Source organism: Pseudomonas sp. B21-021, from assembly GCF_024749205.1.
Classification (GTDB): Bacteria; Pseudomonadota; Gammaproteobacteria; order Pseudomonadales; family Pseudomonadaceae; genus Aquipseudomonas; species Aquipseudomonas paraglycinae.
The window spans coordinates 25,079-45,362 of sequence record NZ_CP087192.1; the positions used below are offsets into that span (position 1 = coordinate 25,079).

At 61.4% G+C, this 20,284-nt stretch carries 18 protein-coding genes; 12 read left to right on the plus strand and 6 right to left on the minus strand.

What is annotated here, in order from left to right; genetic code table 11:
- The first annotated feature begins 23 nt into the window (after positions 1-23).
- Genes LOY31_RS00125 through LOY31_RS00135 form a run of 3 tightly spaced genes read left to right on the plus strand, consistent with a single transcriptional unit; the run spans position 24 to position 3,662 of the window.
- Complete coding sequence (locus LOY31_RS00125) at positions 24-1,118, plus strand: DUF3419 family protein (RefSeq protein WP_258712684.1); 1,095 nt, start codon at positions 24-26, stop codon at positions 1,116-1,118.
- Entirely contained in the window at positions 1,115-2,383 is a 1,269-nt protein-coding gene (locus LOY31_RS00130) for an aminotransferase class I/II-fold pyridoxal phosphate-dependent enzyme (protein WP_221534983.1), read from the plus strand. The genes LOY31_RS00125 and LOY31_RS00130 overlap by 4 nt, the downstream gene beginning before the upstream one ends.
- Positions 2,373-3,662: a phenylacetate--CoA ligase family protein gene (locus LOY31_RS00135; protein WP_221534982.1), complete on the plus strand. Its 1,290-nt coding sequence runs from the start codon at positions 2,373-2,375 to the stop codon at positions 3,660-3,662. Before LOY31_RS00130 ends, LOY31_RS00135 begins: the two co-directional genes overlap by 11 nt.
- 23 nt (positions 3,663-3,685) lie before the next feature.
- Here the strand turns inward: LOY31_RS00135 and LOY31_RS00140 are convergent, their stop codons facing one another.
- A complete protein-coding gene (locus tag LOY31_RS00140) occupies positions 3,686-4,663 on the minus strand; it encodes an NADPH:quinone reductase (RefSeq protein ID WP_011331749.1) in 978 nt (325 codons plus the stop codon).
- A gap of 147 nt (positions 4,664-4,810) precedes the next feature.
- On the opposite strand from LOY31_RS00140, the gene hemF reads away from it, so the two are divergent.
- Positions 4,811-5,725: an oxygen-dependent coproporphyrinogen oxidase gene (gene hemF, locus LOY31_RS00145; protein WP_007954079.1), complete on the plus strand. Its 915-nt coding sequence runs from the start codon at positions 4,811-4,813 to the stop codon at positions 5,723-5,725.
- A gap of 9 nt (positions 5,726-5,734) precedes the next feature.
- Entirely contained in the window at positions 5,735-6,556 is an 822-nt protein-coding gene (gene aroE / locus LOY31_RS00150; RefSeq protein WP_221534981.1) for a shikimate dehydrogenase, read from the plus strand.
- 7 nt (positions 6,557-6,563) lie between these two features.
- Here aroE and LOY31_RS00155 read toward each other — a convergent pair whose 3' ends face one another.
- From LOY31_RS00155 to betC, 3 genes are all read right to left on the minus strand, one after another.
- Complete coding sequence (locus tag LOY31_RS00155) at positions 6,564-8,132, minus strand: SulP family inorganic anion transporter (RefSeq protein WP_221534980.1); 1,569 nt, start codon at positions 8,130-8,132, stop codon at positions 6,564-6,566.
- A gap of 101 nt (positions 8,133-8,233) precedes the next feature.
- Positions 8,234-9,151 carry a choline ABC transporter substrate-binding protein gene (gene choX / locus LOY31_RS00160; protein ID WP_102718827.1) on the minus strand — a complete coding sequence of 306 codons (918 nt, stop codon included), beginning with the start codon at positions 9,149-9,151 and terminating at the stop codon, positions 8,234-8,236.
- A gap of 16 nt (positions 9,152-9,167) precedes the next feature.
- Positions 9,168-10,682 (minus strand): choline-sulfatase, encoded by a 1,515-nt coding sequence (gene betC, locus LOY31_RS00165; protein ID WP_179693154.1) that lies wholly within the window; start codon positions 10,680-10,682, stop codon positions 9,168-9,170.
- A 114-nt stretch (positions 10,683-10,796) separates the two neighbouring features.
- Here betC and LOY31_RS00170 point away from each other — a divergent pair, with 114 nt between their 5' ends.
- Complete coding sequence (locus tag LOY31_RS00170) at positions 10,797-11,747, plus strand: choline sulfate utilization transcriptional regulator (RefSeq protein WP_129973334.1); 951 nt, start codon at positions 10,797-10,799, stop codon at positions 11,745-11,747.
- Positions 11,748-11,751: 4 nt separating this feature from the next.
- Here the strand turns inward: LOY31_RS00170 and LOY31_RS00175 are convergent, their stop codons facing one another.
- Positions 11,752-12,411, minus strand: coding sequence for an NAD(P)-dependent oxidoreductase (locus LOY31_RS00175; RefSeq protein ID WP_085606363.1), 660 nt, complete (start codon positions 12,409-12,411; stop codon positions 11,752-11,754).
- Between the two features lie 84 nt (positions 12,412-12,495).
- Here LOY31_RS00175 and LOY31_RS00180 point away from each other — a divergent pair, with 84 nt between their 5' ends.
- Positions 12,496-12,822: a DOPA 4,5-dioxygenase family protein gene (locus LOY31_RS00180; protein ID WP_085606365.1), complete on the plus strand. Its 327-nt coding sequence runs from the start codon at positions 12,496-12,498 to the stop codon at positions 12,820-12,822.
- Here LOY31_RS00180 and LOY31_RS00185 read toward each other — a convergent pair whose 3' ends face one another.
- Positions 12,823-13,224 carry a GFA family protein gene (locus LOY31_RS00185; protein ID WP_258712687.1) on the minus strand — a complete coding sequence of 134 codons (402 nt, stop codon included), beginning with the start codon at positions 13,222-13,224 and terminating at the stop codon, positions 12,823-12,825.
- Between the two features lie 323 nt (positions 13,225-13,547).
- On the opposite strand from LOY31_RS00185, the gene LOY31_RS00190 reads away from it, so the two are divergent.
- From LOY31_RS00190 to LOY31_RS00210, 5 genes are all read left to right on the plus strand, one after another.
- Positions 13,548-14,855 (plus strand): CitMHS family transporter, encoded by a 1,308-nt coding sequence (locus tag LOY31_RS00190; RefSeq protein WP_007954069.1) that lies wholly within the window; start codon positions 13,548-13,550, stop codon positions 14,853-14,855.
- Between the two features lie 71 nt (positions 14,856-14,926).
- Positions 14,927-15,694: a TerC family protein gene (locus LOY31_RS00195; RefSeq protein WP_007954068.1), complete on the plus strand. Its 768-nt coding sequence runs from the start codon at positions 14,927-14,929 to the stop codon at positions 15,692-15,694.
- Between the two features lie 214 nt (positions 15,695-15,908).
- A complete protein-coding gene (locus LOY31_RS00200) occupies positions 15,909-17,567 on the plus strand; it encodes a Na/Pi cotransporter family protein (RefSeq protein WP_221534975.1) in 1,659 nt (552 codons plus the stop codon).
- 169 nt (positions 17,568-17,736) lie between these two features.
- Complete coding sequence (locus tag LOY31_RS00205; protein ID WP_085606377.1) at positions 17,737-19,128, plus strand: pitrilysin family protein; 1,392 nt, start codon at positions 17,737-17,739, stop codon at positions 19,126-19,128.
- A 75-nt stretch (positions 19,129-19,203) separates the two neighbouring features.
- The gene (locus LOY31_RS00210) at positions 19,204-20,232 is read left to right on the plus strand and encodes a DUF5924 family protein (RefSeq protein ID WP_007954065.1); all 1,029 of its coding nucleotides are present in this window, start codon (positions 19,204-19,206) and stop codon (positions 20,230-20,232) included.
- Positions 20,233-20,284 lie beyond the last annotated feature (52 nt).

Below are 20,284 nucleotides of genomic sequence, written 5' to 3' on the forward strand. Positions count from 1 at the left end.
AGATCAGATGGCTGGAGGCAGACATGGCTGATTATTTCGACCGGCTCAACTACACGCTCGGGGATGAGGACACCGCGCTTGAGTACGCGATCCTGCCCAGACGTGCCGGACACGTGCTGGGTATCGCCGGATGCGGCGGCCGGCTGTTGCCTTTATTGGCCGCCGCCCCGGCACGCATGACCTGTACCGATATCAGCGCGCCGCAACTGGCGTTCACCCGATTGCGTTTTGCCCTGCTGGAACAGACCGATCACGAGTCGTTCATGGCGTTCATGGGCTATCGAATGGAAAGTATGCGGGCGCGACGCCGCTCCATTTTCCAGCAACTGGTTTTACCGTCGGCGGATCGTCAGTGGCTGTCGGCGTTCTTCCAGTCCCGACATTGGGAAGCGCCGATTTACATGGGCGCATTCGAGCAGACCCTGAAGCGGTTGGCCAAGATCACCGGACTGTTTACCGGCAAGGCTGGCCGGGGCATTTTTCAGTTCAGCCAGCTCGAGGAGCAAACGGAGTATTACCGAAACCGATTTCCGCTCAAGCGCTGGAAAGCCGTGATCGCTTTGCTGGGAAACGCAGCAGTCCTCAATTCGCTGCTGTACAAAGGCGCGTTTCCACCTAACAACCTGGGGATCAGCTCCCGTGCGGCGTATCTGGAAATTTTCCATACGTTGTTCACCACTCAGGTGGTCCGCGAGAGCTTTTTCCTGCAAATGCTGTTTTTCGGTGAGCTGCGTTATCCACAAGGCTTTCCGCTGGAGTGCGATCCGGCAATTTTCCAGCGGGCCCGTGAGGGGCTTCAGCAGTGCGAGTTACGCGTGGTGCAGAACGACATCCTCGACTGTGTTGCCGGGGAAACAGCCATCGATTTCGTATCGCTGTCGGACGTGCCTTCCTTTATGCCCGAAGCGGCCGGAAAAAATGTCCTGCAGCGCCTGGCTCCAGCTCTGTCGGAAAACGCACAAGTGGTCATGCGGGGGCATTTGCATGTGGTGCGGCCCGATTGCGCAGGTTTCTGCGACATCACCCAACAGTACCAGGCAGACATTGCGCGAGAAAAAACCCAGCTCTGGCATGTCCAGGTCTATCGCCGCACACCCTCTTTGCAGGTATCCCGATGAACACTTTTCAACCGACCGTCAATTGGGTCAAAAACCGTGTCCGGCAAGCGCGTGACGATCAGCAACAGCTATTCGATGCGGGGCTGAATGGCCTGAAGCTGGCTAAACGTGAAGGCAAAGAGATCAAGCTCGAAAGCGGTGAACGGCTGACCGAGTTTCTCTCGTGTTCTTATCTGGGGCTTGAGTGTGATCCTCGCTTGATCCAAGGAGCGGTGAGCGCCGTGGAGTCTTTCGGCGTGCAGTTCGCCGCCGCACGAACCCGGGCCCTGTTGCCACCCATGCGTGAGCTGGATGAACTGCTCAACCGGATATTTCAGGGGCATACGGTCACCTTCAACTCGGTGGGCAGTGCGCATCTTGGTTGTCTGCCGCTGCTCGGCTCCGGTGAGATGCCTTCGTATCCCATGCGTCGTGGCCCGTGCTGGATTGTCGACCGTGGCGCTCATGCTTCGATGCAAGTGCTGCAAGGCATTCTCTGGCAATTCGGGCCGATACAGCGCCGCGATTGCAGCGATGTAGAGCAGGTGGAAGAAGCGTGCTCGACGGCAGTCGCGGCGGGTAATACGCCCATCATCCTGACCGATAGCATTGGCTCGATGCGCGGTGTGTACCCGATCAATCGCCTGCTGCAACTGGCGGAGCGTTTCGACGGTTATCTCTATGCGGATGACGCCCACGGTACCTCGATCCATGGCGTGGCCGGAGGTGGTTACGCGCTGGACGCGGCGGATGAACGACAGCGTGGCCGGCTGATCCTGCTGTCGTCGTTGTCCAAGGCCTTCGGCGCAACCGGTGGGGCGATTACTGTGCGCACCGAAGCCGATGCGGAGATGATTCGGCGCCATGCATCGACCTATACGTTTGGCGGACCATTGTCCGTTGGCGGGGTGGGCGCGGCAGTCGCTTCGGGGAAAATTCATTTGTCGCCGGAACTGGGTCAGTTGCAGGTGGCGTTGTGGAGAAATATCGCCACGATCGACCGTTTGCTGGGGCCAGTGCTGGGCAATCATCACGTCGCGTCCCCCATTCGTTTTATCCGCGTCGGGGCCGAGAGAGATGCGATCAGCCTGGCGCAGCATTTGCGCCGGCAAGGTATGGCGGTCACTACCGCGTTGTTTCCGGTGGTGGCCAAGGGCGAGGCGATTTTGCGTCTGGCCATCAGCGCGAGCCACAGTCAGCACCAGTTGGAGTCTCTGGCGAACGCCGTCCGTAGCGGATTCGATGAGCTGGGCATTCGTCAGGGAGGGCGCGGCCATGAGCAATGAACTCGTCACGGATGTATCGGCCGAGGCCTTCGCGCGTAAATTGGCTCACGCGCGTTCACTGCCATGGTTCCATGCGCTGTATCCGCGAATCCTTGAAGTACAGGGATTGGCCGATTTGCATCGATTGCCGGTTCTGGCGGTGGAAGACGAGTCCGGCGGCGGGCTGTTTTCCGCGCTCGGTGAAGCTTCACATCGAGCACCGGGTGGCGGGCTGACCCTGACCTCGGGAGGCAGCACCGGCAATCGCAAACAGATCAGCCATTCCTGGGCGTTCAACGCTGCAATCGTGCCCTTGGGAGCACGGATGTTCGGGGTGACGGACGAACGACCTGAATCGGTCATCAACTGCCTGACGGCCGGGGAAATGCAGGGTGCTTTTCAATACGCGTCAGCCATCGTCCAGCACATTGGCGCACGCTTGTTGCCTGCCGGTTCACAGATGGGCGTGCAGCGCGTCGCCGAGCTGATTCAGACACACAAGGCCGATGCGTTGATATGCACACCCTCCTTCGCCGCTGCTTTGTTCAATCATGAAACAGCCGGATTGGGCAGCCTGAAGTGGCTCTACTACATTGGAGAACCTTCTAGTAAAACGCTGCGCGACCAATTGGCCCGGGACTGGCCGGCGCTGAAGATCCGCTCGTTGGGCTACAGCTCGACGGAGACCGGCCCCATCGGTTTTCAGTGCGCCCATCTGGAGCACGGTTTTTATCACCTGCATGCCGACGCCATGCTGCTCGAAGTGGTTGATCCGCTGACCCTCCAAGCTGTGGCTGAAGAGCAAACCGGTGAGTTTCTGCTGACGCCACTGCTGCCCGATCACGTGCCGCTGTTGCGCTACCGGATCGGGGATCGTGGGCGAGTCCTGCGCACAGTAAAGAAGTGTGCCTGTGGCAGTTCCATGCCGGTTCTGGCCCTTGAGGGGCGGGTCGAGTCATCGATCAAGCTGGGTGGCGCGCTCATCACTCAGTCACAGGTATTGCACGTACTCCGGCAGCTTTTGCCTGGATTGAACGCTACAGACGTCCAGGTGCAGATTGATCGACAGCCCGAGGGAGCACGTATGCATCTGGTCCTCGCTGAGGACACACTGACAGCCGACACACGAAGCGTCATTGAAGATGCGTTGCAGGTCGAAGGGCAGGCCAGCGCATTGCTCAGGTTGCCCGGTGTGCTGGGGCTGGAGGTGAAGCGTCTTGCTCGTCAGGAGTTCGAAACCACCCTGGCCGGCAAGACGCCGTTTTTTGTGACGTTTGAACAGACCCCGGCACCGTCATGAAGATGGGACGAGGTCATCGGTGGTCAGGGCAGCAGGACAGTGGAGCCCGTGGTTCGCCGCGCCGACAGCTCGGTCTGCGCTTTGGCCGCGTCAGCCAGTGGATAACGCTGGCTGATATCCACTTTCAGCTTGCCGCTGGTGATCATCCCGAACAGCTCGTCGGCCATGCGCTGCAGGTTTTCGGCGTTGTTGGCGTAGGTCGCCAGGGTCGGCCGGGTGACGTACAGCGAACCCTTCGCCGCCAGAATCCCCAGGTTCACGCCGTCCACCGCGCCCGACGCGTTGCCGAAGCTCACCAGCAGGCCACGGGGCGCCACGCTGTCCAGCGAAGCCGGCCAGGTGTCCTTGCCGACGCCGTCGTAGACCACCGGGACTTTTTTCCCGTCGGTCAATTCCAGCACCCGTTGGGCGACGTTTTCGTGGCTGTAGTCGATGGTTTCCCAGGCGCCATGGGCCTTGGCCAGATCGGCTTTCGCTTTCGAGCTGACGGTGCCGATCAGCTTCACGCCCAGGGCTTTGGCCCATTGGCAGGCGAGCAAGCCGACACCGCCGGCCGCTGCGTGGAACAGAATAGTTTCGCCACCCTTGAGTTCGTAGGTCTGGCGCAGCAGGTATTGCACGGTCAGGCCCTTGAGCATCACGCCGGCGGCGGTTTCAAAGCTGATGGCGTCCGGCAGGTGCACCAGATTCGCTTCCGGCAGGACGTGGACGTCGCTGTATGCACCCAGCGGACCGCTGCCATAAGCTACGCGGTCACCGACCTTGAACCGAGTGACCTCGCTGCCAACGGCCTCGACAATACCGGCGCCTTCCGCACCCACGCCCGACGGCAACGCCGGTGGTGCGTACAGACCGCTGCGATAGTAGGTGTCGATGAAGTTCAGGCCGATGGCCTTGTTGCTCACGCGAACCTGCTGCGGACCGGGTTCGGCGGGTTGATAGTCAACGTACTCGAGCACTTCGGGGCCGCCGTGGGCGCGGAACTGGATTCGCTTGGCCATCTGCCTACTCCTTGGGTCATTTGGGAAGGTCCCTATCGAACGCTCATGCTTGATCTTCGTCAACTGCGGCGTGCCGGTTTGCGATGGTATGCTACGCGCCCATTTGCGCGGGGCGCCGCGCAGTTCCGCCCGATCCAAGGTGAAGCCATGACGACCCGCACCGACGCCGTAAAGGCCTATCTGCTCGACCTGCAAGACCGCATCTGCGCCGCGCTGGAAACTGAAGACGGCGGCACGCGCTTCGTCGAAGACGCCTGGACCCGTCCGGCCGGCGGTGGTGGTCGGACCCGGGTAATCGAGAACGGCACGGTGATCGAAAAGGGCGGCGTCAACTTTTCCCACGTCTTCGGCAGTGGCCTGCCACCGTCCGCCAGTGCCCATCGGCCGGAGCTGGCCGGGCGTGGTTTCGAAGCCCTTGGCGTGTCGTTGGTGATCCACCCGCACAACCCGCATGTGCCGACGTCCCACGCCAACGTGCGTTTTTTCATCGCCGAGAAGGAAGGTGAAGAGCCGGTCTGGTGGTTCGGCGGTGGCTTCGACCTGACTCCGTACTACGGCAACGAAGAAGACTGCATCCACTGGCACCGCGTAGCCGAACAGGCCTGCGCGCCGTTCGGCCCGGACGTCTACCCGCGCTACAAGGCCTGGTGCGACACCTATTTCCACATCAAGCATCGCCACGAGCCGCGCGGCATCGGTGGCCTGTTCTTCGATGACCTGAACGAGTGGGACTTCGACACCAGTTTCGCCTTCATGCGCGCCATCGGCGATGCGTACATCGACGCTTACCTGCCGATCGTGCAGCGCCGCAAGAACGACGCCTTCACCGCCAAGCAGCGCGAGTTCCAGGAATTCCGTCGCGGCCGCTATGTCGAGTTCAACCTGGTTTACGACCGTGGCACCCTGTTCGGCCTGCAATCGGGCGGGCGTACCGAGTCAATCCTGATGTCGCTGCCGCCGCAAGTGCGCTGGGCCTACGACTGGAAAGCCGAGCCGGGTAGCGAAGAAGCACGCCTGACCGAGTACTTCCTGCAAGACCGCGACTGGCTGGCCCAGGCCTGAGGACTTCTGATGGATCGTTACGTCGTTTTCGGTAACCCGATCGGCCACAGCAAGTCGCCGATGATTCACAAACTGTTCGCCGAACAGACCGGGCAGAGTCTCGACTACAGCACCCTGCTGGCGCCGCTCGAGGACTTTTCCGGCTGCGCCACGGCGTTTTTCCAGGAAGGTCGCGGCGCCAACGTGACCGTGCCGTTCAAGGAAGATGCTTATCGTCTGGCCAACAACCTGACCGCCCGCGCCGAACGCGCGGGTGCGGTGAACACCCTGAGCAAACTGGCCGATGGCAGTCTCCTCGGCGATAACACCGACGGCGCCGGTCTGGTGCGGGATTTGACGGTCAACGCCGGGTTCAGCCTCACCGGCAAACGCATTCTGCTGCTCGGTGCCGGTGGCGCGGTACGCGGTGCGCTGGAGCCGTTGCTGGCGGAAAAACCAGCCTCGGTGATCATCGCCAACCGCACGGTGGACAAGGCCGAGCTGCTGGCCGAACTGTTTTGTGATCTGGGGCCGGTGTCGGCCAGTGGTTACGACTGGTTGCGCGAACCGGTGGACGTGATCATCAACGCCACCTCCGCCAGCCTCACCGGCGACGTGCCGCCGATTGCCCCAAGCCTGATCGAGCCGGGCAAGACCCTGTGCTACGACATGATGTACGGCAAGGAACCGACCGCGTTCTGCCGGTGGGCCAGCGAGCACGGCGCGGGTGTGGTGATGGACGGCTTGGGCATGCTGGCCGAGCAGGCTGCCGAAGCCTTCTTCCTGTGGCGCGGCGTGCGCCCGGACACTGCGCCGGTTCTGGCGGAATTGCGTCGGCAGTTGGCACTGTAAGGCGCCCTCAGTCCTCGAAGCGGATCGGACATTTCTCCGGCCCTTCGAGCTTGCGCAATTCCTCCACCACCTGCGGACGCGCCTGACGCAAGGTCAGGCTGCGATCCTGGCGCAGCAGGCGCCGCGCTTCCTGATGGAGCATTTCCACGCCTGAATAGTCGATGAAGTTGATCTGTTGCGCCTCGATCACCACCCGCGCGCCATGCATCCGTTGCAAGCGCACTTGCAGATAGTGGCTGGCGCCGAAAAAGATCGACCCGCCGACCCGCAACACATCGTCTTCGCCATCGCGCCAATGCTGCACTCTCGGCTGCGAAGTACGCTTGAGGTAGAAAAACAGCGAGGCCAGTACGCCTGCGTAAATCGCCGTCTGCAATTCCAGCAGCAACGTGGCGACGCAGGTCAGGCTCATCACCACGAATTCCGCCCGGCTGACCCGCAACAGCGCACGAATGCCGCGATGATCCACCAGTCCCCAGGCGATCAACAGAATGCTGCCGGCCATGGCCGGAATCGGAATGTGCGCGATCAGCCCGGCACCGAAAATCGCGAACAACGCCACCCACAACGCCGAAAACACCCCGGCCAGCGGCGAACAGGCCCCGGCCTCATAGCTCAGCCCGGAGCGGGTGAACGAGCCGGCGGACAAGGATCCTGAAAAGAACGCCCCGACAATGTTCGAAAGACCCTGCGCGCGGACTTCCTGGTTGGCGTCGAGCAGCTGTTGCGAGCGTGCGGAAATCGAACGGGCAATCGACAGGCTGGTGACCAGCCCGAGCATGCCCACCGCCACGGCGCTGGGCAGCAGGCGCAGGATCAGATCCATATCCAGCGGCAATCCACTGAACGGCGGCAAGCGGCCGACAAATGCGCTGACCAATTGAACATGGCCGAACATCGCCGGCCACAGCCACACCACCACACTGCCGAGCACCAAGGTCATCAACAGTGTCGGCCAACGTGGCAGCCATTGTTTGAGCAACGCGCCAACCACCACCGTCGCCACACCGAGGACCAGCGACGGTTTATCCACAGCCCCGAGATGGCGCAGCAGATCCATCAGGCTGGCCAGCGCCGTGGCCTTGGCCGGCAGATCCAGTCCCAGCAGGTTCGGCAATTGACCGATGGCAATCACCACCGCCGCGCCGAGGGTGAAACCCAGCACCACGGAATGCGAGACGAAATTTACCAGCGCGCCGAAGCGCAACAGCCCGAGCAGCCACTGGAAAATCCCGGCGAGGAAGGTCAGCAGCAGGATCAGGGTGATGTAGTCCTGTGACGCAGGCACGGCCAGCGGACTGACACTGGCGAACAGCACAATCGAAATCGCCGCGGTCGGGCCGCAGATCAGATGCCACGACGAGCCCCACAGGCAGGCGATCAACACCGGGACGATGGCAGCGTAGAGCCCGTATTCCGGTGGGAGACCGGCGATCAGCGCGTAGGCAATCGACTGGGGCAACGCGAGAATCGCCCCGCTGAGGCCGACGACCAGGTCCCGCCCGACGCTGGCGCGGGTCTGCCGGGGCAGCCAGGTCAGGAAGGGGAAAAGTGAGCGACGGCTGGGGAGGGCCATGGATCCTCTCGGGTGAAATTTTGCGCATTGTACGCAGCCCGGGACGCGGAGCGTCCAATGCGGCATTCCCACGCAGAGCGTGGGAACGATCGGCCGCGCAGTTACAGTTTGGCTTTAACCGCCGCCAACGCATCTTTGCCGTCCACGGTCTTCACACCATCAAGCCACTTGTCCAGCACCGCCGGATTCGCCTTGATCCAGGCCTTCACCGCCTCCGCATTGCTGACCTTCTTGTTCACCACCTCGGCCATGATGCTGTTCTCCATCTCCTGAGTGAACGCAAGATTGGTCAGCAACTTACCCACATTCGGACAGGCCTCGGCGTAGCCCTTGCGGGTCAGGGTGTAGACGCTACCCGTGTCGCCGAAGTACTTCTCGCCACCCTTGAGGTAATGCATTTTCAGCTGCACGTTCATCGGGTGCGGGGTCCAGCCGAGGAAGGTGACGAACTTCTGCTTCTTCACCGCCCGCGAGACTTCGGCCAGCATCGCCTGTTCGCTGGACTCGATCAGCTTCCATTGGCCCAGGTCGAAGTCGTTTTTCTTGATGATCTCTTGCAGTGAGATGTTCGCTGGCGCGCCGGAGCCGATGCCGTAAATCTTCTTCTCGAATTTATCGGCGTACTTATTCAGGTCGGCAAAGTTATGCACACCCGCGTCCCACACGTAATCCGGTACGGCCAGGGTGAACTCGGTGCCGTCGAGGTTCTTCGCCAGTTGGGTGACGTCGCCCGTGGCGACGAACTTGTCGTAGAAGCCCTGCTGCGCCGGCATCCAGTTGCCGAGGAACACGTCGACCTGCCCGTCCTTCAAGCCGCCGAAGGTGATCGGCACCGCGAGGGTGTCGACCTTCGCCTTGTAGCCCATGCCCTCCAGCAGAAACCCGGTGATGGCGTTGGTCGCGGCGATGTCGCTCCAGCCGGGGTCGGCCATTTTCACCGTGTCGCAGCTCTCGGCGAACGCGGATGCGCTGCCCAGTGCCAGCAGACTCACCGTCACGACTGTGGATAACTTGACCATGGACTTCCCCTTAACGTTATTGGTTTTGGCAGGGTTGTGGATAACGGGCCTTGCGCTCCAGGTCATCGAGGTCGATGTGGTTGCGCATGTACTGCTGACTGGCGTCCACCAGCGGCTGGTGATCCCAGCTCTTCAGCTTGCCGATCGTCAGCGCCTCGGCGACGAAACGCCGACGGCGCTGGCTTTCGAGAACTTCGCGGTGGATCGCCGGGATGTCCCACTTGGCCCGCGCTTCAGCGAGAAAATCGTCGAACAGCTGGCGATGTTGCGGTGATTGGCTGAGTTCTTCCTGCTCGCGTGGGTCGTTATCCACATCGAAGAGTAGGCAAGGGTCGGTTTCGCTGTAGATAAATTTGAAGGCGCCACGGCGGATCATCATCAGCGGGCTGACAGTGCCCTCGGCCATGTATTCGCCGAACACTTCGTCGTGACCGCCCTGCCCTTGCAGATGCGGCACCAACGAACGGCCATCCAGCGGCAGATTCGGTTCCAGATTGCCCCCGGCCAGTTCGACGAATGTCGGCAACAGGTCGGCGGTGGAGACGGCAGAGCTGACACGGCCCGATTTGAACTGACCGGGTGCACTTATCAACAGGGGCACTCGCGCGGCCATTTCGTACCAGTGCATTTTGTACCAGAGGCCCTTCTCGCCGAGCATGTCGCCATGGTCACCGGAGAAAACGATGACGGTGTCGTCCATCAGCCCACAATCTTCGAGGGTTTGCAGGAGTTTGCCGACGTTGGCGTCGATATAACTGCATGCACCGAAGTACGCGCGGCGTGCGTCGCGGATTTTATCCACAGGCAGCGGCTTGTCCCACAGGTCGTAGACCTTGAGCAAACGCTGGGAGTGCGGATCGAGTGAATGCTGATCCGGCGTCGTCGGAAGCGGGATATCCGCATCGTCATACAAATCCCAGAACGCCTTGGGAATCGTGTACGGGTCGTGAGGGTGAGTCATCGACACGGTCAGGCAGAACGGCTGGTCGCCGTCCTCGCGAATATGGTCGAACAGGTATTGCTGAGCCTTGAACACCACTTCTTCGTCGAAGTCGAGCTGGTTGGTGCGCACACACGGCCCGGCCTGCAACACCGAAGACATGTTGTGATACCAGCTCGGTCGCACGTCGGGTTCGTCCCAGTTCACCGCCCAGCCGTAGTCGGCCGGATAGATGTCGCTGGTCAGGCGCTCTTCGTAACCGTGCAGTTGATCGGGGCCGCAAAAATGCATCTTGCCCGACAGCGCAGTGCGGTAACCGAGGCGGCGCAGGTAATGGGCGTAAGTTGGAATGTCGGCGGGGAAATCAGCGGCGTTGTCGTAGGCGCCAATTTTGCTCGGCAACTGGCCGCTGACCAGGGTGAAACGCGAGGGTGCGCACAGCGGGCTGTTGCAGTAGGCGGCATCGAACACCACGCCTTGTTCGGCGAGGCGGCTGAGGTTCGGCAGTTTGATCGGCGACGGGCCGTAGAACGGCAACATTGGCGCGGCCATTTGATCGGCCATGATGAAAAGAATGTTCTTGCGCTTCATGTGATCGCGGCATTCCATAGTGAATATTTATGCGACATTGCTGCGATCGAGCATGGATTCCACGCAATATCCGGTAAAGCCCGCGCCGGACAATGACTAGGATAAGCACAGCTTATGTATGAAGCCCTCGGTGATCTGTCGCTGGACCTGCTGCGCGCCTTCGAGGCGGCGGCCCGTCATCGCAGTTTTACCGCTGCGGCGGTTGAGCTCGGCACGACGCAACCGGCGATCAGTCAGCAGATCAAACGCCTGGAAGAGCAACTCGGCACGCGGCTGTTCGACCGGATCTACCGGGGCATCGAACTGACCGAGGTCGGCTCGATCCTGTTCGAGCAGGTTACCCTCGGTTTGCAGAATATCGACGCAGGATTGAGCGCGATCAGCACGCAGCAGCAACATGAAGTGCTGCAGGTTGCCACTGATTTCGCCTTCGCCGCGTATTGGCTGATGCCGCGTCTGCACCGCTTTCATGAAGCTTATCCACAGGTGGACGTGAGCCTGGTCACCAGCGAGCGCAATCACAACATGCTGCGCCCGGATATCGACGTTGCCGTGCTGTTCGGCGACGGTCGCTTCAAACAGGGCGAAAGTCACTGGTTGTTCAGCGAAGAAGTGTTTCCGGTGTGTAGCCCGCAATTGCTCAAGGATCGCCCCCTGCCCTTGCCGGCCCAGGCACTTATGGAATTTCCGCTGCTGCACCTGCGCGGGGAAAACAGCAGTAACTGGTTCGACTGGAGCGGTCTGTTCCGCGCGCTGAACATCAGTACGCCGCCGGCCCCGGGCCAGTTGCGCTTCGACAATTACACTTTGTTGATTCAAGCGGCGATTGGCGGTCAGGGCGTGGCAATTGGCTGGCGGCACCTTGTGGATAACTTGCTCACCCAGGGGCTGTTGTGCCGGCCGATCGCTGAGACCACCCTGTCGCGCCTCGGTTATTACGTGGTGCTGCCGCAGCGCAAACGCCGGGGCGCGCTGATCCAGACGTTCGTGGATTGGCTGATGGCCGAACAAGCCAGCAGCGCCGAGTCCTTGGCTGGATTGCCGTTGCCTTCGATTGCTGTGTAATGGATCAAGAGGCGGCGACAAAATCCACGTGCTGACGCAGATGCAGATTCAGCCGCAGCTCGTCGGCAATCCCCACCGCCACCCGGTTCAGGCGTTCCAGCGGTTCGGCCAGACCCGGTTCCAGCGTGCGGCCGACCTGACTGAAATGTTCGATCGTCAGCCCGGCGACGCTGCGCGGTGCATTCACCAGCGTCCAGTGCAACGGGCTGCTTTGCAGGGCTTCGCGCACTTCCTCGGCGGCGTGGCGTTGCAGCGGGTCGGCGTTTTCCGGATCGTCCAGTGCTTCGAATTCGCCGATGACAAACAGCCGCGAGACGTTCGCCGCTTGCAATCCATCGATCAACGCATCCACCGCCAGCACCTGTTCCACTGGCCCCAGCACCACGGATTTTTCGACATGATCACTACTCAGCGGCAAGCCCGGCGCATTCAGCAGGCAGATCACCGCCGTGCTGCCGGCCACGCTCTGATTGACCCGCTCGGCATCGAGCAGGTCGCCGCTTTTGGTACGCAGTCCCGGCCGTGGCGCGAGCGCCGTCAGATCGTCGAGGATCGCGATGACTTCGTGCTGGCGACGCAGCAGTTCAGCCATCAACGCACTGCCCAGGCTACTCATGGCACCATAGAGCACCACTTTTACCGCCGGGGTTTCGGCATTTTTCATGGCTGAAGTCCCTTTTGTTTTCCCTTGTATGGCGTGTGACATACGGGCAACGCCGAGGGTTCGAACCGATTCAGAGGGTTTGCGATGCAGACGATCAAGGGTTATCACGCCCACGTTTATTACGACGCCAGCACGATCGAACAGGCGCGGGCGCTGTGTGAGCAGGCCGCGCAATTATTCCCATTGAAGATGGGCCGCGTGCATGAACGTCCGGTCGGCCCGCACCCGGACTGGAGCTGCCAGCTGGCCTTCGGCCCGGAGCTGATCGGCGAGGTGTTGCCGTGGCTGGCGCTCAATCGCAAAGGTTTGGTGGTGTTCCTGCACCCGGACACCGGCGATGACTTGCTCGATCACACCGAGCACGCGATCTGGATGGGCGCGATGCGGCCGCTGGATCTGTCTATTTTTTAATCAGATGCTTTCTTCGGGTTCGCCCGGCAAATGCTCGTCCAGGTGCAGCCACGGCAACTGGCTGTCGGTCCAGATATGCCGCTCGGCGGCGGCCAGCTCGGGATGATCCAGTGTGGCAATCGTCAGATCGATGCTCTCGGGACTGAGCAACGTCACCAGCGCCAGTTGTGCGCCGCAGTTCGGACAGAAGAACCGGGCACAACTGGTCGACGAGTCATAACGCGAAGGCGTCCCGGCCAGCCACTGGAAGTTCGCCGCCGGCAGCGTGATCCAGGTGGTGACGATGCCGCCGCTGACCTTTCGACAGATCGAACAATGACAGTGGGCGATGTCGTGCAATGCTCCGCTGAACTGATAGCGGATATGTCCGCAGTGACAGCCACCGCCGTGCAACTCAGTCATCGCCCTGTCCTCCGCTTCCCGTGTTCATTGACTCTAGCCCGCATCCGACGGCCGGTTGGCCGTTCGCCCAAAGCTTTCTTGCGCGAAAGGTAGCTGAAAGGTTCCCCGATTAGGATCGCCCCCACTGCCGGCAACAGACCGGTTGGCCAACGCGTGTGATTGCTCGCACGACAGGCCCAATTAACAACAACAATGGTGATTCTGATGTCCTCTGCAACCCGCCTCCTCGCTCCAACTCCGCCCGTACGCCTCGTGCTTCCCGTTCTGCGCTGATCCACCCGATCCGCTCACTTACCTAGCCGCGCTACGCCTGGAGTATTCCCATGCTGACTTTCCTTGGCTTCGCCATGGTCATCACGTTCATGTTCCTGATCATGACCAAGCGCCTGTCTGCGCTGATCGCTCTGATCATCATCCCGATCCTGTTCGCCCTGTTCGGTGGTTTCGCCCCGAAGATCGGCCCGATGATGCTCGAAGGTATTACCAAGCTTGCGCCGACCGGCGTGATGCTGATGTTCGCGATTCTGTATTTCGCCCTGATGATCGACTCCGGCCTGTTCGACCCGGCCGTGCGCAAGATCCTCAAACTGGTCAAGGGCGACCCGCTGAAGGTTTCGGTCGGCACCGCCGTACTGGCGCTCGTCGTTTCCCTCGATGGTGACGGCGCGACCACTTACATGATCTGCGTGGCCGCCATGCTGCCGCTTTACAGTCGCATCGGCATGAGCCCGCGGATCATGGCCGGTCTGATCATCCTCGCCGGCGGCGTGATGAACATGACCCCGTGGGGTGGCCCGACCGCCCGTGCCGCGAGTGCGCTGCACGTGGACCCGTCGGACATTTTCGTACCGATGATCCCGGCGATGGCTGCCGGTGTGGTGGCGATCCTGATCATTGCCTACTTCTACGGCAAACGTGAGCGTGCGCGTCTGGGTGAGCTGCACCTGATCGGCGACGAAATCGATCACAGCGAAATCAGCGTCTCGCAATTCCCGGATGCCCGCCGTCCGAAACTGATCTGGTTCAACGGCCTGCTGACCCTGGCCCTGATGTGCACCCTGATCGCCGGCCTGCTGCCGCTGCCGGTGCTGTTCATGGTGGCGTTCAGTATTGCCATGATCGTCAACTACCCTTGCCTGCAAATGCAGAAGGATCGTGTCGCCGCCCACGCCGGCAGCGTGCTGTCGGTGGTCAGTCTGATCTTCGCGGCGGGCATTTTCACCGGTATCCTGTCGGGCACCGGCATGGTCGATGCCATGTCGAAAAGCCTGCTGGCAGTGATCCCTGATTTCCTCGGCCCGTACCTGGCGGTGATCACGGCGCTGGTGAGCATGCCGTTCACGTTCTTCATGTCGAACGACGCGTTCTACTACGGTGTGTTGCCGGTGTTGTCCGAAGCGGCCAGCCATTACGGCATCACCGCGGTGGAAATGGCCCGTGCCTCGATCGTCGGTCAGCCGGTTCACCTGCTGAGCCCACTGGTGCCGTCGACGTACCTGCTGGTGGCACTGGCGGGGATCGAGTTCGGCGATCACCAGCGTTTCACCCTGAAGTGGGCAGTGCTGGTCTGCCTGTGCATACTGGTCGCAGCCTTGCTGTTGGGGACTTTCCCGCTGTTCAGCACGTTGTAACCGCACCAAACTCACCAGGACGCCAGCTGATTGCTGGCGTCCTGGTTTAACACTCGCTCAAAGGAATACACATGGAATGGCTGACCAACCCTGAGATCTGGGTTGCCTTCTTCACCCTGACCGCCCTGGAAATCGTTCTGGGCATCGATAACATCATCATGATTTCGATCCTGGTCAGCCGCATGCCCAAACACATGCAGCAGCGCACCCGGATCTTCGGTCTTGGCCTGGCCATGATCACGCGGATCCTGTTGCTGCTGTCGATCACCTGGGTCATGCGCCTCACCGCCGACCTGTTCGAAGTGTTCGGCCAGGGCATTTCCGGTCGCGACCTGATCCTGTTCTTCGGTGGCCTTTTCCTGCTGTGGAAAAGCTCCCAGGAGATGTACCACGCGCTGGAAGGTGAAGACGAAAGCGACGAAACGCCTGGCGGCAAGGGCGGCAATTTCCTCTACACCATCATCCAGATCGCGATCATCGACATCGTGTTCTCGCTGGACTCGGTGATCACCGCCGTCGGCATGGTGTCCCACGTTCCGGTCATGGTCGCGGCGATCATCGTGGCCGTGCTGGTGATGATGCTGGCCTCGGGCAAGATCAGCGAGTTCATCGACAAGCACCCGTCGCTGAAAATGCTCGCGCTTTCGTTCCTGCTGGTGGTCGGCACCGTGCTGATTGCCGAATCGTTCGACGTACACGTACCGAAAGGCTACGTCTACTTCGCCATGGCGTTCTCGCTGGCGGTCGAAGCGATCAACATCAAGATGCGCACCGCCATCGCGAAAAAACGCAAACAGCAGGATCCGGTGAAACTGCGCAAGGATATTCCGGGTCAGTAACCCGAACGCTGCGCAACAGATCAAAGGGCCTTCGGGCCCTTTTTTCATGGCTGCATGAACCTGTTTTCATGACACTTTTGTTTCAATCCCCGCTTTAGCTGTGCAATGCTGGCGCCCAGACCGTTAGCCAACTACAGCTTAAGTATCAGAACGTAGAAGTTGCGCGGTACCGTCAACTTGCCCCTCTGGGGCGCTGCTATTACAGGGGGTCTGCATGCTCACCCTGCTCAATCTGCTCTCTGCCGTGGCCCTGCTGATCTGGGGCACGCACATCGTTCGAACCGGCATCCTGCGGGTGTACGGCACCAATCTGCGCCACGTGATCGGCCAGAACATGTCCAAACGCTGGCTGGCCTTTGTCGCCGGCATCCTCGTCACCGCGATGGTGCAGAGCAGCAACGCCACCGCCATGCTCGTGACGTCCTTTGTCGGTCAGGGCCTGATGGCGTTGACCCCGGCCCTGGCGACCATGCTTGGCGCCGACGTCGGTACGGCGCTGATGGCGCGGGTGCTGACGTTCGACCTGTCGTGGCTGTCGCCGCTGCTGATTTTCCTCGGGGTGATTTTCTTTCTGTCGCGCAAACAGACCCGACTCGGGCAGATGGGCCGTGTGGCCATCGGGTTGGGGCTGATCATCCTGGCGCTGCAACTGATCGTCGAGGCCGCTGCGCCGATCACCCATGCCCAAGGGGTGAAGGTGATTTTCGCGTCGCTGACCGGCGATATCTTGCTCGACGCCCTGGTCGGCGCGCTGTTCGCGATGATTTCCTACTCCAGTCTGGCGGCCGTGCTGCTGACCGCCACGCTCGCCGGCGCTGCGGTGATCAGTCTGCCGGTGGCGATCGGTCTGGTGATCGGTGCCAACATCGGCAGCGGCGTGCTGGCGTTCATGAGCACCAGCATGCAGAACGCCGCCGGCCGGCAGGTGGCGCTGGGCAGCCTGCTGTACAAACTGATCGGGCTGCTGCTGATCATTCCGGTACTCGACCCGCTGGTGCACTGGATCGACAGCCTGGATTTCAGCCCGCAGGAAATGGTCATCGGTTTCCACCTGCTCTACAACACCGCCCGCTGCCTGATCCTGCTGCCGAGCGTCGGGCCGATGGCGCGGCTGTGCGCCTGGCTGCTGCCGGAGCGTCCGGAGGTCAACGGCACCGCCAAGCCGCGTCACCTCGACGCCACCGCCCTGGTCACGCCGAGCCTGGCACTGGCCAACGCCGCCCGGGAAACCCTGCGCATGGGCGATCTGATCGACAACATGCTCGACGCGACCCTCGACGTGCTGCGCGGCAAACAGACCGCCGTCACCCAGGAAATGCGCAAGCTGACCGATGACGTCGAAGCGCTGTACAGCGCGATCAAGCTGTACCTGGCGCAGATGCCCCGCGAAGATCTTGGCGAACAGGATAGTCGGCGCTGGGCGGAAATCATCGAGCTGGCGATCAACCTCAAACTCGCCAGCGACCTGATCGAACGCATGTTGCGCAAAGTGCAGCAGCAGAAGACTTCGCAACGCCGGTCGTTTTCCGAAGACGGGCTGGAAGAGCTGGCCGGCCTGCACCAGCAATTGATCGCCAACCTGCGGCTGGGGCTGTCGGTGTTCCTCAGCGGCGACAAGGAAAGCGCCCGCCAGTTGCTGCGTGAGAAACGTCGCTTTCGCGCACAGGAACGGCGTCTGGCCCACGCCCATGTCAGCCGGTTGCAACGTAAGATCGTACAGAGTATCGAGACCAGTTCGTTGCACCTGGAGTTGATTGCCGACATGAAACGCCTGAACTCGCTGTTCTGCAGCAGCGCCTATGTGGTGCTGGAAACTTCCGATACCGGCGCGCTGGCGGCAGACGATATGGCGGACATCACGCATTCGCCTTGAACGTCTGGGGTTGTGGTCAGTCAGTAACTCAGAGTTCAGTCTCCAGGGCGCCTTCGCGAGCAAGCTCGCTCCCACATTTGAAATGCATTCCTTTGTGGGAGCGAGCTTGCTCGCGAAAGCGATCTGACTGACGACACGGATCTCCAATTCAGCCGTATGGAAGCTCGTTATGCGTTGCCTGTTGTTCGCCTGTCTGTTGCTCGGTTCCCTGCCCGCTTTCGCCCTGGATCGTTTTCAGGTCGAAGGCTATGCGCTGCCCAACGGCCTGCAATTGCTGCTCAAGCCCGGCACCGAGCGTGGGCACGTGGCGATCCGCTTGGTGATCGGCGTCGGTCTGGACGATTTCGACTGCAATGAAAAAGAGCTGCCGCACCTGCTCGAACACTTGCTGTTCAGCGGCATCGATGCCACCGGCGAAGGTGGCCTCGAAGAACGCATGCAAGCCCTCGGCGGCGACTGGAACGCCTTCACCAGCAACGCCGACACCACGTTCGTCATCGAAGCCCCGGCGAAAAACCAGCGCAAGGTCCTCGACCTGCTGCTGGACCTGCTGACCCAGACCCGCTTCGACGACAACGCGATCAACGCCGCCAAGCGAGTGGTCGAGCGTGAGGACGGCGGTCATTACACCCGTCTGCAACGCTTTCTCGATCGGCAGGATCTGGGCCACACCGCGAGCAACCAACTGGCGGTCGAACTGGGCCTCAAATGCCCGCAGCGGGCCGAGGTCGATGGCCTGACCCGCGAACAGCTGGAGAAGGTGCGCAAGGCCTGGTACGCACCGAACAACATGACCCTGATTGTCGTTGGTGACCTCGACAAGTTGCTGCCCGCCTATCTGGAACGGGCGTGGGGCGCGCTGGAAGCGGTCGACCCGAGCGAACACCGTCCGTTGCCGGACATCCGCGCCAGCGCCGCTCACGAACGCACGATCACTCGCGGTTTCATCGGTAACAGCGCCAAGCTGCACTGGCTGGTGCCGGAGCCGGTGCTGGACGATCAGTACGACGAAACCTTCGACCTGCTCAAGGAATACCTGGAGTGGGCGTTGTACCGCCAATTGCGCCTGAACCACGGTTTGTCCTACGGGCCGTGGGCCGAGCGCGAGGTGTTCGGCGGCGTCGGCTTCATGAGCCTCAACGCCGATCTGGATCGCGGTGATATCGCCGAAGCCGAACAGGTACTGGAAGACCTCAAGGCCGACCTGCTGAAAAACGGCCTCGATGCCGACACCTTCAATCGCTTGAAACAAGCCGCCATCGCCCACCAGGCCTGGGCCGTGCAGGGCACCAGCGCCATGGCCGACTATTACTGGAGCGCCCTGGGCGACTACGAGGATGGCCGTTTTGCCGATCCTGCGCGGGAGCTGCAAGGCGTGACGTTGGAGGCGGCGAACAAGGCCATGCGCGAGTTGCTGCTGCAACCGGGCTATCTGCGGATCGAGAAACCGCTGCTCAGTGACGATCAGGTGTTGTGGCTGCTGGCGGGCGGATTGGGCGTGGTGGTGCTGATGCTGCTCGGCTGGCGCCTGCATCGGCGCAAATCCGTGCATCCAGACTGACCGGCAGCCTCGCCACACGGCCCGGCGGGCGGTACTCTGTCGGGGTTTTTTCCTCGACTGTCGTGAACCGCCCAAATGTCTAAATTGACCCTTCTGATCCAGCGCATTCTCGAACTGATGAAGCGCTACCCCGGGGTCATTGCGCTCGGCGGTTTCATCTCCGGGGTCGGCAGCTTCATTCTGGTCGACCGGCAACAGGGGCTGGCGAGCTGGATCACCACGATCATGCTGCTGAGCTGGATCTGGCTGATGCTGGAAAACAGCCTGACCAGGCTGTTCACGCGGATTTTCAAACGGGAAATCCCCCAGCCGCTGCTGCGTTACGCGACGCAGATGATCCACCAGGAAAGCCTGTTTTTCGTCCTGCCGTTCTTCTTCATCACCACCACCTGGAACAGCGGCCAGCTGTTTTTCACCGGGCTGCTGTGCATCGCGGCGCTGATCTCGATCGTCGACCCGCTCTACTACAAATGGCTGGCGCCACGGCGCTGGGCGTTCCTCGCGCTGCACACCCTGACCCTGTTCGCCGCCCTGCTCACGGCGCTGCCGGTGATCATGCACCTGACCACCTCGCAAAGCTTCAAATGGGCGCTGGGGATTGCGGTGGTGTTGTCGTTCCCGAGCCTGGCGTCGATCTTCCCGATCCGCACCGTGCGCAATGCCTTGGCGATCCTGTGTATCACGGTCGGCATCGGTGGCGTGGGCTGGGTCCTGCGTTCGTGGGTGCCGCCGGCGACGCTGTGGATGACTGACGTGGCAATCAGCACTCAGGTGCAGGACCGGGTGCCGGGCGCCAGCCTCAAGGAAGTCAGCGCCGAACAGATCCGTGGCGGCGGGCTCTATGCCTACACCGCGATCAACGCGCCGCGCGGGCTCGATGAGCGGATTTATCACGTCTGGCAATTCAACGGCAAAGAGGTCGACCGCATCGCCCTCGACATCCACGGCGGGCGCAAGGAAGGCTACCGGGCCTGGACCCACAAGCAGAACTTCCCCGGCAACCCGGCAGGCAAATGGCAGGTGCGGGTGTTGACCGAAGACGGTCAGGTGATTGGCGTGCTGCGCTTCGAGGTCACGGACAGCACACCGACCAAAGAAAAGTAACCGTGTTCGTGCTATTACGTATGCCAGCGTATTTAGCCGAACAAGCACGGAG

Coding starts and splice junctions, on each gene's coding strand:
- LOY31_RS00125 (WP_258712684.1), top strand. CDS start 24: ATGGCTGATTATTTCGACCGGCTCAACTACACGCTCGGGGATGAGGAC.
- LOY31_RS00130 (WP_221534983.1), top strand. CDS start 1,115: ATGAACACTTTTCAACCGACCGTCAATTGGGTCAAAAACCGTGTCCGG.
- LOY31_RS00135 (WP_221534982.1), top strand. CDS start 2,373: ATGAGCAATGAACTCGTCACGGATGTATCGGCCGAGGCCTTCGCGCGT.
- LOY31_RS00140 (WP_011331749.1), bottom strand. CDS start 4,663: ATGGCCAAGCGAATCCAGTTCCGCGCCCACGGCGGCCCCGAAGTGCTC.
- hemF (WP_007954079.1), top strand. CDS start 4,811: ATGACGACCCGCACCGACGCCGTAAAGGCCTATCTGCTCGACCTGCAA.
- aroE (WP_221534981.1), top strand. CDS start 5,735: ATGGATCGTTACGTCGTTTTCGGTAACCCGATCGGCCACAGCAAGTCG.
- LOY31_RS00155 (WP_221534980.1), bottom strand. CDS start 8,132: ATGGCCCTCCCCAGCCGTCGCTCACTTTTCCCCTTCCTGACCTGGCTG.
- choX (WP_102718827.1), bottom strand. CDS start 9,151: ATGGTCAAGTTATCCACAGTCGTGACGGTGAGTCTGCTGGCACTGGGC.
- betC (WP_179693154.1), bottom strand. CDS start 10,682: ATGAAGCGCAAGAACATTCTTTTCATCATGGCCGATCAAATGGCCGCG.
- LOY31_RS00170 (WP_129973334.1), top strand. CDS start 10,797: ATGTATGAAGCCCTCGGTGATCTGTCGCTGGACCTGCTGCGCGCCTTC.
- LOY31_RS00175 (WP_085606363.1), bottom strand. CDS start 12,411: ATGAAAAATGCCGAAACCCCGGCGGTAAAAGTGGTGCTCTATGGTGCC.
- LOY31_RS00180 (WP_085606365.1), top strand. CDS start 12,496: ATGCAGACGATCAAGGGTTATCACGCCCACGTTTATTACGACGCCAGC.
- LOY31_RS00185 (WP_258712687.1), bottom strand. CDS start 13,224: ATGACTGAGTTGCACGGCGGTGGCTGTCACTGCGGACATATCCGCTAT.
- LOY31_RS00190 (WP_007954069.1), top strand. CDS start 13,548: ATGCTGACTTTCCTTGGCTTCGCCATGGTCATCACGTTCATGTTCCTG.
- LOY31_RS00195 (WP_007954068.1), top strand. CDS start 14,927: ATGGAATGGCTGACCAACCCTGAGATCTGGGTTGCCTTCTTCACCCTG.
- LOY31_RS00200 (WP_221534975.1), top strand. CDS start 15,909: ATGCTCACCCTGCTCAATCTGCTCTCTGCCGTGGCCCTGCTGATCTGG.
- LOY31_RS00205 (WP_085606377.1), top strand. CDS start 17,737: ATGCGTTGCCTGTTGTTCGCCTGTCTGTTGCTCGGTTCCCTGCCCGCT.
- LOY31_RS00210 (WP_007954065.1), top strand. CDS start 19,204: ATGTCTAAATTGACCCTTCTGATCCAGCGCATTCTCGAACTGATGAAG.